Annotated in this window: 9 protein-coding genes; 4 read left to right on the top strand and 5 right to left on the bottom strand. The window is 39.2% G+C overall.

Features of this window, described 5'->3' with window-relative positions:
- Positions 1 to 485: 485 nt before the first annotated feature.
- From H3T84_RS01800 to H3T84_RS01785, 4 genes are all read left to right on the top strand, one after another.
- On the top strand, positions 486 to 1,148 hold the full coding sequence (locus H3T84_RS01800; RefSeq protein ID WP_037474855.1) for a CsgG/HfaB family protein: 663 nt from the start codon (positions 486 to 488) through the stop codon (positions 1,146 to 1,148).
- A 21-nt stretch (positions 1,149 to 1,169) separates the two neighbouring features.
- Positions 1,170 to 1,526 carry a DUF4810 domain-containing protein gene (locus H3T84_RS01795; protein WP_037474856.1) on the top strand — a complete coding sequence of 119 codons (357 nt, stop codon included), beginning with the start codon at positions 1,170 to 1,172 and terminating at the stop codon, positions 1,524 to 1,526.
- A 2-nt stretch (positions 1,527 to 1,528) separates the two neighbouring features.
- Positions 1,529 to 2,218, top strand: coding sequence for a GNA1162 family protein (locus H3T84_RS01790; protein WP_037474858.1), 690 nt, complete (start codon positions 1,529 to 1,531; stop codon positions 2,216 to 2,218).
- A 314-nt stretch (positions 2,219 to 2,532) separates the two neighbouring features.
- Positions 2,533 to 6,363 carry a DUF3683 domain-containing protein gene (locus H3T84_RS01785; RefSeq protein WP_198217462.1) on the top strand — a complete coding sequence of 1,277 codons (3,831 nt, stop codon included), beginning with the start codon at positions 2,533 to 2,535 and terminating at the stop codon, positions 6,361 to 6,363.
- 143 nt (positions 6,364 to 6,506) lie between these two features.
- Here H3T84_RS01785 and H3T84_RS01780 read toward each other — a convergent pair whose 3' ends face one another.
- The 5 genes from H3T84_RS01780 to H3T84_RS01760 all read right to left on the bottom strand — a co-directional run bounded on the left by H3T84_RS01780 (position 6,507) and on the right by H3T84_RS01760 (position 17,009).
- Positions 6,507 to 10,040 carry an SIR2 family protein gene (locus H3T84_RS01780; RefSeq protein ID WP_198217460.1) on the bottom strand — a complete coding sequence of 1,178 codons (3,534 nt, stop codon included), beginning with the start codon at positions 10,038 to 10,040 and terminating at the stop codon, positions 6,507 to 6,509.
- Between the two features lie 840 nt (positions 10,041 to 10,880).
- Complete coding sequence (locus H3T84_RS01775) at positions 10,881 to 12,110, bottom strand: MFS transporter (protein ID WP_100125860.1); 1,230 nt, start codon at positions 12,108 to 12,110, stop codon at positions 10,881 to 10,883.
- Between the two features lie 28 nt (positions 12,111 to 12,138).
- A complete protein-coding gene (locus H3T84_RS01770; RefSeq protein ID WP_198217458.1) occupies positions 12,139 to 13,356 on the bottom strand; it encodes an MFS transporter in 1,218 nt (405 codons plus the stop codon).
- 144 nt (positions 13,357 to 13,500) lie between these two features.
- The gene (locus H3T84_RS01765; RefSeq protein WP_198217456.1) at positions 13,501 to 15,258 is read right to left on the bottom strand and encodes an ABC transporter ATP-binding protein; all 1,758 of its coding nucleotides are present in this window, start codon (positions 15,256 to 15,258) and stop codon (positions 13,501 to 13,503) included.
- Positions 15,258 to 17,009 (bottom strand): ABC transporter ATP-binding protein, encoded by a 1,752-nt coding sequence (locus H3T84_RS01760; RefSeq protein ID WP_198217454.1) that lies wholly within the window; start codon positions 17,007 to 17,009, stop codon positions 15,258 to 15,260. Before H3T84_RS01760 ends, H3T84_RS01765 begins: the two co-directional genes overlap by 1 nt.
- Positions 17,010 to 17,202 lie beyond the last annotated feature (193 nt).

Below are 17,202 nucleotides of genomic sequence, written 5' to 3'. Positions count from 1 at the left end.
CTTGATAACACAAGACAATATAATTTTATCCTGAATTATCAAAATAATTATTATGTCAACACCTTTATTGTTTTCCATATGCTTAGCTGATATTAATTAATTTTTATATTTAACCAGATATGATCCCATGAACCATTTCATGAAGTTCATTTACTTTCGCAGAGAGTAAATTGGATTATAAAAAACTGTATTATCAAGAAATCCAAAAATAAGATTAAAACAACTATAATTGACCGTTAAAATAATAAATAATTAGTTATCTCATCGATTTTTGATATATAAGCTTAAACACAATAATAATTTTTATGTCATTAAAAATAATGTAATAAAAACATCTAAAAACAAAAATTTATATCATAATTTTATTACTTTAGTTAAATAATTCAGCTTTTAAATTAATATACCGGTATTAATAATATTTAAAATTTTGACATAAAAAAATAGTCTATATATACTTAATTTGAAACCAATTAACATAAAACATCATGAATAAATTATATTTAACCATATTAAGCGCATTTTTACTATCAGCCTGTGCTACCGAATCTTCTCAGGTACTTAATGTGCCTAAAGTAGAAACTTACCAGCAGGCATACAACGGTGTAAAAGCTCCGTTAGCCGTAGGCAAATTTGATAGCCGCGGTAACCTGGGCGGAGGTATCTTTAGTAATAGTGCCGATCAGCTTACCAGTCAGGCTAAAACCATACTGATGGCAGATTTACAGCAAACCGGTCGTTTTACCGTGCTGGATCGTACCAATTTGGACGAAATCAGAAATGAAGCCAGTATTAAAGGGCTGAACCAGAAAATTAAAGGTGCACGCTACGTCGTTACCGGTGCGATTACAGAATTCGGACGCAGAAATATCGGTGACCAGCAACTGTTCGGGATTTTAGGTCAGGGCAAAACCCAAGTAGCCTACGCAAAAGTTACTCTGAGCATTGTTGACGTACAATCTTCCGAAATTGTATTTTCCAGTCAGGGTGCCGGTGAGTTCAAATTGTCATCACGCGAAATTCTGGGCACCGGCGGTCATACCGGCTACGATGCCACTCTTAACGGCAAAGTACTTGATTTAGCCATTCGCGAAGCCGTGAACAATCTTGTACACGGTATCGAACAAGGCCAGTGGAACCCTCAGCCCTAAATTAAATCAGGTATTTACAATATGAAACACATTCTGACAACGGCCGTAATGGCTCTGTTACTGGCTGCCTGTGCGCAAAATAAGCCGGCGAAAAACTCATTGTACTACTGGGGAGATTTTAATAAGCAGCAATATCAAACTTTGAATAATGCCCTTACTCCTCAGGAACAGATTGCCAATATGGAAAAATATTTCCTTGATGCTCAGAGCAATCATGCAAAAGCAGCACCCGGAACACATGCGCATCTGGGTATGCTCTATGCCAAAGTAGGTAATCTGGCCGGAGCCAAAACCCAATTTGAAATGGAAAAACAGGCATTTCCGGAATCTGCTACCTACATGAATTTCTTATTGAAAAACGTCGTAGGAGAAAAATAATAATGCATTTACGCCAACTATTACTTTCTTTATCTGTTGCCGCCATTCTGTCTGCATGTGGTACTACCAGCCATAAACAGCCCTACGATTACAGTAAATTCCAGCGTACCAATCCTCGTTCCATACTTGTGGTACAGCCAACCAATTCATCTGTGGACGTAAAAGCACCTAATGCAGTAATGGCACAATCCACCCGGCCTTTGGCAGAATCCGGCTATTATGTATTTCCGGTTGTATTGGTTAACGAAACATTCAGAGAAAACGGACTGAATGATGGTGCAGAAATCCAGGCCGTTGATTTAAGCAAAATCCGTAAAATATATAATCCGGATGCCATCCTTTATATGGATATAGATGATTACGGAACCAAATATCAGGTTATTAACAGCAACACCACCGTAAGCGTCAAAGCTAGGCTTGTTGACGCGAAAAACGGTGAAGTAATCTGGACTGGCTCTAAAAAAATTACCGTAAATTCGAATGATAACAACCAGCAGGGATTTTTGAGTGCTGTCACCTCTGCCCTTTTCAATCAAATTAAAGACAAGCTGACAGACGGTGCTTTCAATCTGACTGAAACTGTCAATGACAATTTACTTTCAGCCGGTGTTGAAGACGGGATTTTATACGGGCCGCATCATCCTAACTATCAGAAACCTTCTGCTGCGATAACTTCTGAACAAAATCCATAAAAATAATTCATAGCTAAAATAAAAGCCCTTTAGTAAAACTAAGGGGCTTTTTCTGTTATCAGAACTACAAACCGTAAACTGATTTTCAACTGCCACAAAACGATAATTTTTGATTAAATTTAAGAAATTCTCTAGTCTGAAACAGATGTATGAAACAAAATACCATCAAACCAGCAGATTTTTCCATTGCCATTACCACTGTTTTCACCTAAATTGTTATTAGACAAAACTGCGAAAAGTAAAGTAAACAGTTAAAATAACCAATTTACAGCCTTACCAATTTAACGCCAGCAGAGCGGAACGGAACACGTTTAATGAGCACACAAGCCAGTCAGCGTATACGCGAAATCCCCTATAACTACACCTCTTATTCCGACAGAGAAATAGTCATCCGCCTGCTCGGCAGCCATTCATGGGATTTATTGCAACAACTGCGCGAGCAAAGACGAACCGGTCGCTCAGCACGAATGCTGTTTGAAATACTCGGAGATATCTGGGCAGTTATCCGCAATCCTTACCTGATTGACGACCTGCTCGAACACCAGCATCGCCAGCAAGCGCTGGTTAAAGAAATGCGCCACCGCCTCAGCGAAATTCAGAAACGGCGCGACAACAACCAGATGGTCGAGCAGCTGATAAAAAGCACAGAGCAGGCCATCTGCGATTTTGACAGCAGCTTTGGTAAAACCCGCAGCAAACGCGAACAGGTATTCAACCGCCTGCGTAAAATCACCCACAAAGACAACATTATGTTCGACGGGCTGGCGCGCGTTAGCCACGTTACCGATGCTACCGACTGGCGTGTTGAATACCCTTTTGTAGTTATCAACCCGGATCACGAAAAAGAAGTTGCACCGCTTGTACGCGCTTTAATTGAGCTGGAGCTCACCATCATTCCGCGCGGCGGCGGTACCGGCTATACCGGTGGTGCTATTCCAATGGACGCCATGAGCGCCGTAATCAATACCGAAAAACTCGACCAGTATAGCCCGGTTGCCTTACAGCAACTGCCCGGGCTGGAAGGCACTCATCCGGTAATTACCTGCGGTGCCGGAGTAGTTACCCGCCGTGTAGAAGAAGCCGCCAGTGCTGCCGGCTGGGTTTTTGCCGTAGACCCGACATCTGCCGATGCCTGCTGTATCGGCGGCAACGTAGCCATGAATGCCGGCGGTAAAAAAGCCGTATTATGGGGTACCACTCTGGATAATCTGGCGTGGTGGAAAATGGTCAACCCTCAGGGGCAATGGCTGAAAATAGAACGTGTACGCCATAATTTCGGCAAAATCCACGACGAAACCACCGCCATATTTGACATACATACCCTTGATAACGACGGCTACAGCATCCTTAAAACCGAGCGTCTCGAAGTACCCGGGCAGCGTTTCCGCAAAGTGGGTCTGGGTAAAGACGTTACCGATAAATTCCTTGCCGGCGTACCGGGTGTGCAGAAAGAAGGCACGGATGGCATCATCACCTCTGCTGCTTTCGTTTTGCATCGCATGCCTAAATACACCCGTACCATCTGTATGGAGTTTTTCGGCACCGTAGCCAATGCCACCCCGTCCATCGTCGAAGTGCGCAACTACATGCTTAACCATAAAACCGTCAAACTGGCGGGACTGGAGCATCTCGACTGGCGCTACGTACGCGCCGTAGGCTACGCCACCAAGGCAGCCGGCAAAGGCCGCCCGAAAATGGTATTACTGGCCGACATCGTTTCAGATGATGAAAATGAAGTACAGACAGCAGCAGCTCATATCGTGCGGCTGGCCAACGCCCGCTGCGGCGAAGGCTTTATCGCCGTTACCCCTGAAGCACGCAAAACTTTCTGGCTCGACCGCTCACGTACGGCCGCCATCGCCCGCCATACCAACGCGTTTAAAATCAATGAAGACGTTGTTATCCCTCTTGAACAGCTTGGCAGCTATTCCGACGGTATCGAACGCATCAACATTGAGCTGTCGATTCAGAACAAACTTGCCCTGTGCGCGGCCATCATCGAATATCTGCAAACCAAACTGCCGGTAGATAAACTCGATACCGACCTTTCCAGCGCCGAGCTGCTCGGCTCCCGCAAACAGCATGCCCTTGATTACATCACCGGTATCCAGACCCGCTGGACATGGCTGCTCAACCATCTCGACACACCACTGGCCGACTATCTGCAGCAGTTTCCGCAAAAACTCGAAGACAACGAACCGGCTGGCGACCAGAGCTGCTTTATCGCCATGCGTGATTTTCATCTGCGCGTATCCATTAAACGCGACATCATGCAGCCGCTGGCCGAAATATTCAGCGGCAAAACCGATACCCTGATACTGGAAAAACTCGACGAAATTCACCGCCATATCATCCGCGGCCGTGTCTTCGTTGCCCTGCATATGCATGCCGGTGACGGCAATGTCCATACCAACATCCCGGTTAATTCCGACGACTACGACATGCTGCAAACCGCTCATCATGCCGTAGACCGCATCATGGCACTGGCGCGCAGCCTTAACGGCGTTATTTCCGGTGAGCACGGCATCGGCATTACCAAAATCGACTACCTGACACAGGCAGAAATGCAGCCCTACTGGGATTACAAACAGCAGGTAGACCCACACGGCCATTTTAACCGAGGCAAACTGATGCCCGGTGCCAACCTCGACAAAGCCTATACACCCTCATTTGAGCTGCTGGGCGTAGAATCCCTGATTATGGAACAGTCCGAGCTGGGTAAAATTGCCCATTCCATCAAAGACTGTCTGCGCTGCGGTAAATGTAAACCCGTGTGCAGTACCCATGTACCGCGCGCTAACCTGCTGTACTCACCGCGCAATAAAATTCTGGGTGTCGGTCTGCTTACCGAAGCCTTCCTGTACGAAGAGCAAACACGCCGCGGCGTTTCCCTGAAACATTTTGATGAACTGAACAGCGTGGCCGATCACTGTACTGTATGTCACCGCTGTATAAAACCCTGTCCGGTAAAAATCGACTTTGGCGACGTTACCGTAGCCATGCGCAACTACCTGCGCAAAGCCGGTAAAAAGAAATTCAATCCCACCGTCTACATGGGCATGGCCTTTCTTAACGCCACCGACCCCAGAACCATCAAAGCCCTGCGTACAGGCGTCGTTAAGGCCGGCTTCAGACTGCAAAACTGGGGCTATGAAATGGGTAAGCACTTTAGCCTAGGCTGGTTGAAGCGCCAGAAAACCGCACCGCGTGCCACCACCGCCAAGCCGGAAATCCGCGAACAGGTAATACATTTTATCAACCGCCCTTTACCGCGCCACGTACCGATTAAAACAGCCCGTGCCCTGCTGAATATCGAAGACAGCACCACGGTACCAATTATCCGCAATCCGCAAATCAGCGATGAAGCCGAAGCCGTTTTCTACTTTCCCGGCTGCGGCTCCGAGCGACTGTTCAGCCAGATAGGTCTCGCTACTCAGGCCATGCTCTGGCATGTAGGCGTGCAAACCGTCTTACCGCCGGGCTATCTGTGCTGCGGCTATCCGCAAACCGCCGGCGGTAATAAAGACAAAGGCGATAAAATCACCATGGACAACCGCGTACTGTTCCATCGTGTAGCCAATACCCTGAACTATCTAGATATCAAAACCGTAGTCGTAAGTTGCGGAACCTGTTACGACCAGCTCAAAGATTATCACTTCGATAAAATTTTCCCCGGCTGCCGCATACTCGATATTCATGAATACCTGCTGGAAAAAGGGCTGAAACTGAACGGCGTAAAAGGCCGGCAATACCTGTATCACGACCCCTGCCATACCCCGATTAAAACCACACAGCCGATAAAAGTTGTGAATGAGCTGATGGGGCAGAATGTACCTCTGTCAGACCGCTGCTGCGGTGAATCCGGCATGTTTGCCGTCAGCCGGCCGGATATTGCCACACAGGTACGCTTCCGCAAACAGGAAGAAATCGAAAAAGGCAAAGCCAAGCTGCCTCAGGGCGAACCGGTAAAAATCCTCACCAGCTGCCCCGCCTGTCTGCAAGGTCTGAGCCGCTATACTGATGATGCAAATATCAAGGCCGATTATGTAGTGATTGAAATGGCCAAACATATACTGGGCGAAAACTGGCAGGATGAATTTGTGCAGAAAGCCAGTAACGGAGGGATTGAGCGGGTGTTACTGTAAATAGGACTTTAAAAAAGGTTGCTACCTTACTAAGTAGCAACCTTTTTTATTAAGTCTGATTTAATAGCTGAAAATAAAGCACTAAAATTTAAATATTTTATTCATTGGCACTTTAATTAATATGGTTTAGCAGATTAATTTATTCATAATTTATAAAATTCATCAGTTTCAGCAAAGCGCACCTCTGGCAATGCATCATTTTTAGCTTCTTCCAGAATATTTTGTAACTCTGTAATCGGTTGCTGGCTTCGTTTCAGAATATCCCGTGCTAGTTTCACACATCTTGCTCGAATAATAGAAATTTTGCTTACTTCGTAATTATTCCCGTCAATAAAATTTATATAATTACACTCATGATAAATTTCTGGTAAATTTTCAATTAAAATATTGATATCATCATCAGTTAGCCAGTCTTGATTCAGCATCTTATTGATAACTGGTAATATATTTACTATACCAATTAATTTTACTGACTCTACATGATTAATCAATTTTTGGATTAACGGACGAATCACTTTTCTATTTGATAGTTTATCTCCCCACTGAAGAATTGCATTAGCAGCATCCGCAACTATTAATTCATCTTTGCTTATCAAACCCTTTTTAATAATATCGATAATCTGTTTCTGCCATTGCGAATTGTTTAAAACAAATGGAATAAATGCCCTAATTAAATAACATGGTAAATGATTTCTAGTATAGAACCTCTTAAGTTTTTCAAAATTATTTTGGTTTAAAGATTTTTCAGGAAAATATTGCACCAAATAATATAAAATACGACTTATGAATTTTGATTTTTCCTCTGCATGCTGATATTCATGATCAAGCATCTTTTCAATATCTTCTATATCTTGTTCTTCATCATATTTCCAACTCGTAAAATAATCGAAATACTCGATTACTACCTTGATATCAGGTATTAATTCTTTTTTTTGCCATGCAAGTGTATTAAGTAATGTCTTGAGAAAACTTGAATTATCAGAAGGAGGTACAGTAAATACTTTATCTATAATTAAACTGTATACTTGTTCTGTATTTTTTTCAGGTGGGAAATTTATAAAAAAACTGGGATAAAGGTTATTTTTAGCAAGTAAATTCTGATAATCAGCGTTTTTGTCATATAAATTTCGAATTAATTGCTTTTTTTCCTTTTCTTTAAGAAAATCATTATTCATTAAAGGAAGAATACGATTTAATATTTCTAAATTGATTTTAGATGAACCTATATTTTTTACATTATTAATAAGTTTATCAATTGTATGATCAAGTTGTATATCAGCTTTACGTTTACCAGGATACTGAATTATTGGATTCAGTTCTTTATCCTGTATAGGAAATTGTAAAGCATCTGTAAGAAGTTCATAGTGTTGATTAATAGGAATACTTTGCAATGAATAATTAAATAAATCAGTTATTGATTTTTTCAAAATAGAAGATTTATACCAATCATTTTTACCTAAATCTAAAGCCAATCTGTAATATTTTCTGGCTTCTTCTGATGAAAGCCTAGGTTGAAATCTGGCTAAAATTTCAATAAATATTGATAAACGTTCAATAGTATATGATTTGTTATGACCATATTCTTTAATTACTTTATTTTGCCAATACTCTATAGCTTCCGAACAGCATTTGATAATTTTATCTACCTCATCATCTGGTAATTGGGCAATTGCTATTCTATTAAAGATTTTCCGTACATTTTCAAACTCCTTATTATCACCAATTTGTATTAGTAAAAAAAATTTCTTCCAAAAATTTTTTTCAATAGAATTAGCTATATCAAGTGCATTTTTTTTAGTAATTTCATAATTTGTCCATCGAACAGGCAAACCGACAATATTAGTAATATTATCAAATAAAATTTCCGGGGGAATTTTCATATTAGAAATAAAATTTATTGTTGAAGAATTATCAATAATTTTTCCCGGATTAAAAGATGCTTCAGAAATGGGTTCTTCTTGATTTTCAATACAATATGATATTTCTTTTCTTAAGAAATCAATTATGTCATATGGATTACAATATTGCTGACTATAAGCTTTGGCTTTAAATTCTTCTAAATCTACTATACTTTTCAGCATATGTGCCCAGGCTAATCTTGATAATATAAAAATTGAATTTCTATTATTACGATAGCCACGTACAAGTTCTGCATAAACTTCATTTATTAAGCCGGCACTTTCTCTATAACGAACTAATTCTGATAAAATAAATGCTTTCCTTAGTTTCCAAACTGGGTCAGCTCCTTGTATTTTATCTACTAATTTTTCCATTAGCGGATAATTTAATTCATCCCGAGCTACAAGAATTTGATGGTAATAAAGTTCAACAAGACCTTCATTCCAATATTCACCGTGTTCTGTTAAAATTTTAGTGGTTTTATCAATAATCTCTTGCTGGTCAGAATCTTTTTTTGTGGACCGGGTACATTTAAGTAAATACAAAGCTATTTCTAATTGCTGCTTTACAGACAAACCACTATTAGCATCAGGTTCACATATTGCCAATAACATTTTTTGGAAATTTGAGCTGATATTGTAATGAAAAATGATCCCATATCTCCAAACCAATTCATAAAGCAGCTTGTTTTTTATTGAATTTTCCAGTTCTGGAATCAATAACATGAATATATAATTCTGTAATTGATGAAATATATCTAATCTTAATGAATCTGGACAGATAATCCAGTCCGGATATGATTCTCTATCCATTCTTAAAGCCGGAAGAGCTTTTTCTATTTCTATTTGATTATATGGATAAAGCGTAATAATTTCATTGAAATGTTCAAGAGTCCAATCCCAGACTTTCTTTACCTCTAAGTTTGACAGTTGTGTTAAAAACAATTCAATTGCCGTTTTATGTTTTAAATCTCTATCTTCGATATCGTCAACAAGCTCAGATAAATCAATAGGTGCTACATTCAAACTTTCCAGATACTTACGTTTAGCAGAAGATAAATTCAATGCACCTACCAGATAAATACGTCGCGCATTGCTTTGAAGATTATCCCTTACCCAGCCTATCCATTGGAGAAAATTCGGATCATCACCGGAAAAGCCTATCAGGCATAATTCGTTTTCTACAAACACCTGCCGGACAAAATTAACAAAAATGCCGTATTTCTTCGGATAATGACGGTAATCTTCCTGGGTAAAAATCAAATCGCTACTGAGATTAATTGTGCCATGTAATTTTACAATCCGGGGGGAATGACAGCAGGCTAAATCCTCCTGTTTATTGACTACATCATAGATAGGTTCATGTATATCTCTGGCCGCACGCTCCAGCAATGTATCCCAGTTTGTGGTTAATACTTCAGTCCAGGGTAAAGTTAATAACTGCTGATAAAGCTCTGCCGGCTGCCATATTTCATCATCAATTTCATTTTTCAATAAATCATACAGTGTCTGCTTACCAAAGTAATCCTGATACATTTGTGCCAGACGTAAAGCATCTGTATGCTCCTCCTCTCCAAGTTCTTCAGCAATTTTTTTAGCCAAATTTGCCCAGATTGGCATTTTCTTATTGATATCCTGTGTTGTAGCAGCACTGCGGCTAAAGCCCGCACCAACCATAATGGCTACCCCATGACCATCATCTTCACTCTGCCACAATGCCTGTGCCAGCTTTTGAATTAAGGGATAATCAGTTATTTTGGTAATATCTCTTTCGGTCATAGTCTGTTTCCCCCCTGAGAAATCAATTAATACATTGAGAAACCATGTTGGACATTTTCTGTTAAGTGAATTTACTGTTAGTTCAGCAAAATAGCTGCTGTAAATTTCAAAACTGACTTAATCAAACAAACACGGCTTATCTATAGTGTAATCAGCATCAATAAAGTGTAATTTTACTCTAAAAAACACTGTTATAGCTGTCAATATCCCTATTCCTGCTGCTTGAATTTAATATGGGTTAGCAGAAGCTAAGAAATAATTTCCAGCTTGCATAAATAAGTTTAGTCTTAAAAAATTAAGCATTGCAATCAAACTGGCTATTAGTAAAAATCCTCGGTGTTATACTAAAATCCTGATTAACATCCGCTTAAAATTCATCATTATAGTTAAATACTGCCTTATGCAATAATTCAAGCAACTGATGCTCTGGCAGTGTTAACCCTCTGCAGGTTTCCAGCTAAACTATAATTTGATTTAATGTCAGGATTAATCGACCCATTTCTGGAATTAACGATGGCATGGGGCTGGTCATATGCCCTGGATACGTTGGGTTTGCTCAATGAGACCAAATAGGAATGATAGTATTTTTTACATTATCAATATAAGATTCGATACTTGCGGGCGTTTCAGGAACGATTAAAATCGAAAAGATATTATCTGACTCTTCTTTTTTGTTATAAGAGTTAGCCACATCTTTTTGCTCAGTAAATTTCCTAATACGCTAAATAATTTATTGCTGCAAATAAGTAACGGACGGTTCAAATAATTTTTTTGATAGAAAAATTTTGTTGATTGAATGTCATCGTGTTACTTAATGTTTTAATAGCTATAGCGTTAATGCTAATCGGACTGATTCTGGACGACTCTGGTTGCCAAAAATGCGGCAAAAAAAGCGATCACAACAGAACCAGTGATTATGACAAAATATCCCCACTTTTGAGCAAAATAAAAACTTAAGGATGTAACGATTGCATCAAAGACCCCAAAAATTGCTATCTGAGCATTGGCGGCTGTAGTCGGTGCGACGCTACTGGCAGCATTATCCACAATAATGGTAGATAGGGAAGTACGAACAAACTGCATACTAACAAAGTACGGGAAAAATGAAAGATAAACTAGCAAGGCATTATTATAACCAAGCGAGATAGGGATAAATGACAATAAACAGCAAGCATGAAATATAATAGAAAATGAAAAGCTTTGTTTCCGGGTCAATTTTCTAAGCTGACGAATACCAACGTAAATAGTCATCACCATAATCATCGTACCGAATAATTTTAGCAAAATGGCAGTATTAGCTAACGACCAGCCGCTATCAAGCAGCGCTAGAGGCATCAGACTATAAAAGGGTGAAATGACAAAAGGGATAATAACCAGCAAAGCGCACCAGCTTTTCTTTCCCTTCCAGACTGAAACAATATTCTTCCAATAATTTTTGTCAGTAGTCTCAGAAATACGACTGTTTTTACTAAACTTATACTCATTAAAAAACCATAATTGCCTCCAATTAAATGAAAGTGCCAAAAGTGCAGAGAGACAAATCATACAGACACTCCAGCGTGTATAAGAATATAGCAATAACTCAACGGCCCCGCCGATAATATTGCCGTACATTAAAGCGTTAACTTCTATACTAACAATAAGACCTCTCTCATGCTCTTCAAAAATGTTGCTGGCTAAGTTTGCCAACGCCAAATCTTGCGTGAGGATAATAAATGAAAAAAATAAAATGGCCAACAAAACTAATAAATAATTATTAACCGGATCAATAAAAGCAATCGCAAATAAACCCAATATCATCAAAAATTGCGCAATCAACAGCCAGTTCCGATAATGGCCTGAAGATGTTTTTAAATATTTATCAATAAACGGCGCCCATAACACTCTAAAGCTAAGTGGCAAAAACATGAGTGGAATAAGGCTTAATTTATCCAGCGCAATACCTTTATTGCGTAAAATTAAAAACAAACCACCAGCCAAAAATCCAGAGCCAATATACCTGGTGTAATATAAAGTAAAAAATAATTCCTGAATCTGTTTGGGGATGTTTTTGATCTCTTTATGGGACATTTTAATACAAACCTCAACGTGACAAAGATTAATTATGTCCAGCGGTTGCTATTTTTAATCCTTTAGAGAGCGGGATTAAGCATATCAATACTAGGATTGCAGAAAAAATAAATGGGTAACCATCGCTATTTGGTAAGGGTTGATTAACCGTAAAGTAATACATACTGGTAGCACAAACTGGCCCTAATACAGCCCAAAAACTGGTAATAGACGATAATGCCCCCATTAGCTGCCCTTGCTCAGAATCAGCAACCTGCGACGAAAAAATACTTACCATGGAGGAGTTACTGATGCTTGAAAAACTATAAATCATCATCGCCATATATATCGCTAAAATACTATTGGAAAGAGCAATACATATCAACCCCAGCGCAAATAAAATGAAACCTAACAGAGGAATCTGACGATCGCTTAGTACATAGCGGACCAGCTTAAGCAAAACTGTTTGGGCAAATAAGCCACCGACCCCAAGGATAACAAAAGAGGTTGCAATTTGACTATCATTCCATGTAAAACGATATTTTGTAAAAAACGGCCACAGAGTAATAGAGAACTGCGTCGCAAACATAAAAATAATTTGCACAGTAAACAGATGAAATAAACCTTTATACTTAAGAAAATAGGCTACCGAAGAGAACGGATTATCAACTTTGAATGCTCTTCTCTTGTCTTTAGGCAGCGTCTCCTTAAATAAGAAAATAACACACAGTAACCCCAGCAAGCTAAAAATGGCGGCAACATAAAAAGGAACTCTTATCCCTGGCTGAACAACAACTGCTGAGATAGCCGGTCCGATAACTAAGCCCAAACTCATTACACCAAAAATAAACCCATAATTCTGCATTTTACTTTTTTCATCGCTCATATCCGCGACACTTGCCAAAGAAACAATGACGGAAGAGCCGGCAATACCAGCGATAATTCGGGCTAGAAATAAAAGATTCAGATTTTGGCTAATCGCATATAAAAAATAATCGAGGGTGAATGCCGTGAAGCAAATAATTAAAATTGGCTTGCGACCAAATTTATCGGAAATAGCCCCCATTACTGGCGCAAAAATAAACTGCATAATACCAAAAGTCGCTAGCAGCCACCCACCGATAAGCGCATTATCTGCGACACTCTCGTGAGTTACCGATTCCAGCAAAGAGGGAATAATCGGGTAGATAAGAAATAAACCAATCTGGTCTAAAAAAACGGTTATCAACAAGCAAATAAACGATAAAGACAAGGTCTTCTTTTGCATACCAACCTCACAATAACAATTTACTGAAAGATTTACTACCCAATTTCAAAGATGCAGAGTAAACGACTAAGAATGTTGCAACACATTAAGCTGTCTATACTGCTTAATTCACAATGGGCAATAACATTAATGTGGCAGATGGAGTTAGTTTTGCTGAAGATGCCAAAACTCCTTATAAATCCCATTTTGTTGCAATAACTGCTGATGAGTACCACTTTCCACTATTTCGCCTTTATCAATTACTATAATTTGCTTAGCTCCGATGATAGTAGAAAGTCGATGAGCGATAACTAATACTGTTTTCCCTTGCACGAGCTTATTAATCACCTTTTGCACTGCCAGTTCATTCTGAGTATCGAGTGCGGCAGTTGGCTCATCGAGGATAAGAATAGGCGCGTTTTTCAAAATGGCTCTGGCAATAGAGATACGTTGCCTCTCCCCACCAGAGAGACTTTTGCCAATATCATTCAGTTGTGTTTGATAACCGTCGCGGAAATTCTGGATAAATTCGTGGCAATTTGCCTGTTTACAAACTTCGATGACTTCCTCGTCGCTAGCGGATAATTTTGCCATTCTGATGTTATTAATAATGGTATCCTGAAACAAATAAACATCCTGAAATACGACAGAGACTAGACTCATTAACTGCCTCTGAGACATATCTCGTATATCAATACCACCGATTTTCATACTGCCTGATATTACATCAGCAAACCGGAGAATAAGCTTGGTTATTGTAGTTTTACCGCAGCCACTGGCACCGACCAGAGCGGTTAATGCTTTTTCCGGAATATGAAGGGATATATTCTTAAGTACGTACTTGTCCTGACCCCGGTATGAAAAGTTAACTCGTTCAAATTCAATATTATAGTGCTCAGGCATAATCTCTGCCTTTTTTTCAGGTAATGACGGTGCATTCAACAGTCCCTGCAATTTTTCATACCCTATAACCAATGATTCAAGCATCGATGACATTTGTACAAAAAAGTTTAATACATCTGTGGAACGGGCAACGATTAATAACACGCAGGCTAGCAAGAGGTAAGAAATGGTTGCAGCATTCACCAAATACGCACCTAACGAGATAATAAGGATTAAACCAGCTTGAATCACGATGGTTATAATTAAATTAGGTTTTTCCCCTTTTTTCGTGCCAATGCGCAGTATATTTGCTACATCTGTTGTCACCTTAACAAACTCTGTCATCTTTTCTTCGGTTTGGCCTGTCGATTTTAATACATCAAGTCCTTGTACAAACTCGACAGCTTCACCTTTTAATTTTGCATTGGCTTCTGCCAGAATGCTAAAACCTCTGCGATAGGCCTTCCTGCGCCACAGATAGAGTGGAATTGCCATTGGAAAAACCAAAAGCATCATCAAAGAAAGTTGCCAACTGTAAAATAACAAGGCAATTGCAGCTGACAGTGGTATAACCACGCCGGTAATGATGATATTGAGTAGCATAAATGTAAATACTGCCGCTTCATTTACGCTTTGCATCATAAGGTGATTTATTTCGCCAGATCTAAACTGACTTAAATAATCTAAGGAAATATTACGTAACTTATTGCCTAATTTTTCCCTTAACTCGGTAACGGCTAAGGTCGAATAACCATCCGCATCATAGCGTTCACAAAGCACCTTAAAAATAAAACTACCCGCCAGTAGAACAACGACAATAATTAAATGAGTGAGTGTTGCAGTAATATTTTTGGCTTCTAGCGCAGCAAATAAGGGATATAGTAAAACCAGCGAAACGCCAAACAGACAAGAGGAAATCACAGTATAAATCAGACTGCGGATCAATATTTTCTTTTGCTTACCTGCCGCATTGATTAAGCCAGTATACGTTGTCAGCAATGATTTTGTTGTGCGTGTGTGTGTATTAATATACTCTTTCATCACTTTTCTCCATCAGCCAAATTATTGACTGGAATCGACCAACTTTTTGCTTTGTTATACTCTTGCCACAACAATTTATAGTCACTAGAATTTTCGATTAAATCATTATGTGTCCCATGAGTTTTAATCATCCCTTTATCCAATAATATTATTTGGTCGGCATTGACAATCGTCGATAAGCGGTGAGTTACCATAATGACAGTTTTATTTCTATCAATTAAACGGTTAAAGGCTTTTAACAACAAAGCTTCATTTCGGGCATCAGAAAAAGCCGTCGGTTCATCTAAAATAACGATTGGTCGATTTTGCAGAAAAACCCGGGCAATGGTGATTCTCTGTTTCTGACCACCTGATAATAGCTGCCCTCTTTCTCCTGCCAGAGTGTTATACTGTTCAGGAAGTGTCAGAATGAAGTCGTGAATTTCAGCTTTTTTGGCGGCTTCAATAACGTCATCGTCAGAGATACCGTTTAACCCATAGCGTATGTTATCTGCGATCGAACACGAGAATAAAAAGTTATCCTGAAAAACAAATGAAATTCTCGACATAAGTCCAGCATATTCAATATCTTTTATATTCACGCCACCTAAAGTTATCGTTCCAGAGGTTATATCAAGAAAGCGAGGAATGAGATTAGCCAGCGTTGTCTTGCCAGAACCAGATGTACCTATAAGAACAGTAAATGAATTTTCAGGAATTTTGATATTGATATTGGTTAAAACAGTGCCAGAATTCTGGTAAGAAAACCCAACGTTTTTAAAAATAATCTCATTATTGTCAGGTAATAGCGGGTTGGTGGGAGCCTTTAAAATTGGCAGATTTTCAACTTCAAATATCCTTTCTATTGCTGCTTTTGACTTTTGTAATATCTGAAACAGGCTCATCACAGGATAAACACTTTCTGCAATACCGATCGCCAGCAATAAAAAACAGAACGTCGTGATAAAAGAGATTTGGTCATTTAGCTGGGCTATGCTCAATCCAACAACTAATATGATACTCATCGGCATAGCAGAGAAAAGGCTGCGGGCAATTTTTGTAGACAATCGCATAGATTGCAACCAATGAAAGACCACCTGACTATAATTTTCCAGCGCTTTTTTATATTGACCGAATGCCCCCTCCCCGGCATCAAATGTTCTTACTGCACTCATTCCCTGAATATATTCAATGATTTTACCGTTGATTTGAATAGTTGCATTGTTATAGCTTTCCTTTAAAAGCTTAGCTTTTTTCATGATAAAACTCAGCAACAGAAAAGTAACTAAAGTGATTGCAAATACAATGCTTGCAAAGACCCAATTAAAGATAAATAAAACGAGTAAGGTAAAAAATGGGGTAACGAATGCCTCAGCTTTTAAAGGCGGAGCATCAGCCACAAAAGCATGTAATTCTTTAATATCATCAATTAATGTTTTAACAAGATTCCCACTGCCCATGTTTCTAACCGTTTCAATCGGCAATTGATTGATTTTTTTGATAAGCCTGGTTCGTAATATTTCTTCTAGTTCAAATGCCGCATAGTGAGATTTATCGTGGGCATAAGTTCTCAGCGTATAAAAAAGAATGCTCAGCACAAGCAGAGAGAGAATGGGCAGTCCTGGGAAGACACTGGCATCCAACATTAATTGGTACAGGACCCAGATCAACATTAGCCAGATACTCAGTTTAAGCACCTGAGCAATTGATGCCAAAAATATAGAATAAGATACTTTATTCTTTACTGGCAGAAATATATCCGTATGATTCATAATAAAGTTTCTCCTTAGCCCATATCTATCATGCAATAAGAAAATCCGAAAAGAAAAAAAGCTGTTTTTTTCTGATTATTCGTTAAGTTATGATTCTTTTAAATCATATATCCGGCAATTGATTATCATCTGATAAATTATTTACAATCAGACAGATAAAAAAATACATTGCCAAAGTAGACTACTACTTTAG

The sequence above is a fragment of the Snodgrassella sp. M0110 genome (assembly GCF_016101465.1).
GTDB lineage: Bacteria > Pseudomonadota > Gammaproteobacteria > Burkholderiales > Neisseriaceae > Snodgrassella > Snodgrassella alvi.
Note: the sequence above shows the minus strand (reverse complement) of the source record. Positions and strands in the feature narration are given on the sequence as shown.

Bases quoted from the DNA above. Each gene is read 5' to 3' on its own strand.
- H3T84_RS01800 (WP_037474855.1), top strand. From the start codon at position 486: ATGAATAAATTATATTTAACCATATTAAGCGCATTTTTACTATCAGCC.
- H3T84_RS01790 (WP_037474858.1), top strand. From the start codon at position 1,529: ATGCATTTACGCCAACTATTACTTTCTTTATCTGTTGCCGCCATTCTG.
- H3T84_RS01760 (WP_198217454.1), bottom strand. From the start codon at position 17,009: ATGAATCATACGGATATATTTCTGCCAGTAAAGAATAAAGTATCTTAT.
- H3T84_RS01785 (WP_198217462.1), top strand. From the start codon at position 2,533: ATGAGCACACAAGCCAGTCAGCGTATACGCGAAATCCCCTATAACTAC.
- H3T84_RS01795 (WP_037474856.1), top strand. From the start codon at position 1,170: ATGAAACACATTCTGACAACGGCCGTAATGGCTCTGTTACTGGCTGCC.
- H3T84_RS01775 (WP_100125860.1), bottom strand. From the start codon at position 12,110: ATGTCCCATAAAGAGATCAAAAACATCCCCAAACAGATTCAGGAATTA.
- H3T84_RS01765 (WP_198217456.1), bottom strand. From the start codon at position 15,258: ATGAAAGAGTATATTAATACACACACACGCACAACAAAATCATTGCTG.
- H3T84_RS01780 (WP_198217460.1), bottom strand. From the start codon at position 10,040: ATGACCGAAAGAGATATTACCAAAATAACTGATTATCCCTTAATTCAA.
- H3T84_RS01770 (WP_198217458.1), bottom strand. From the start codon at position 13,356: ATGCAAAAGAAGACCTTGTCTTTATCGTTTATTTGCTTGTTGATAACC.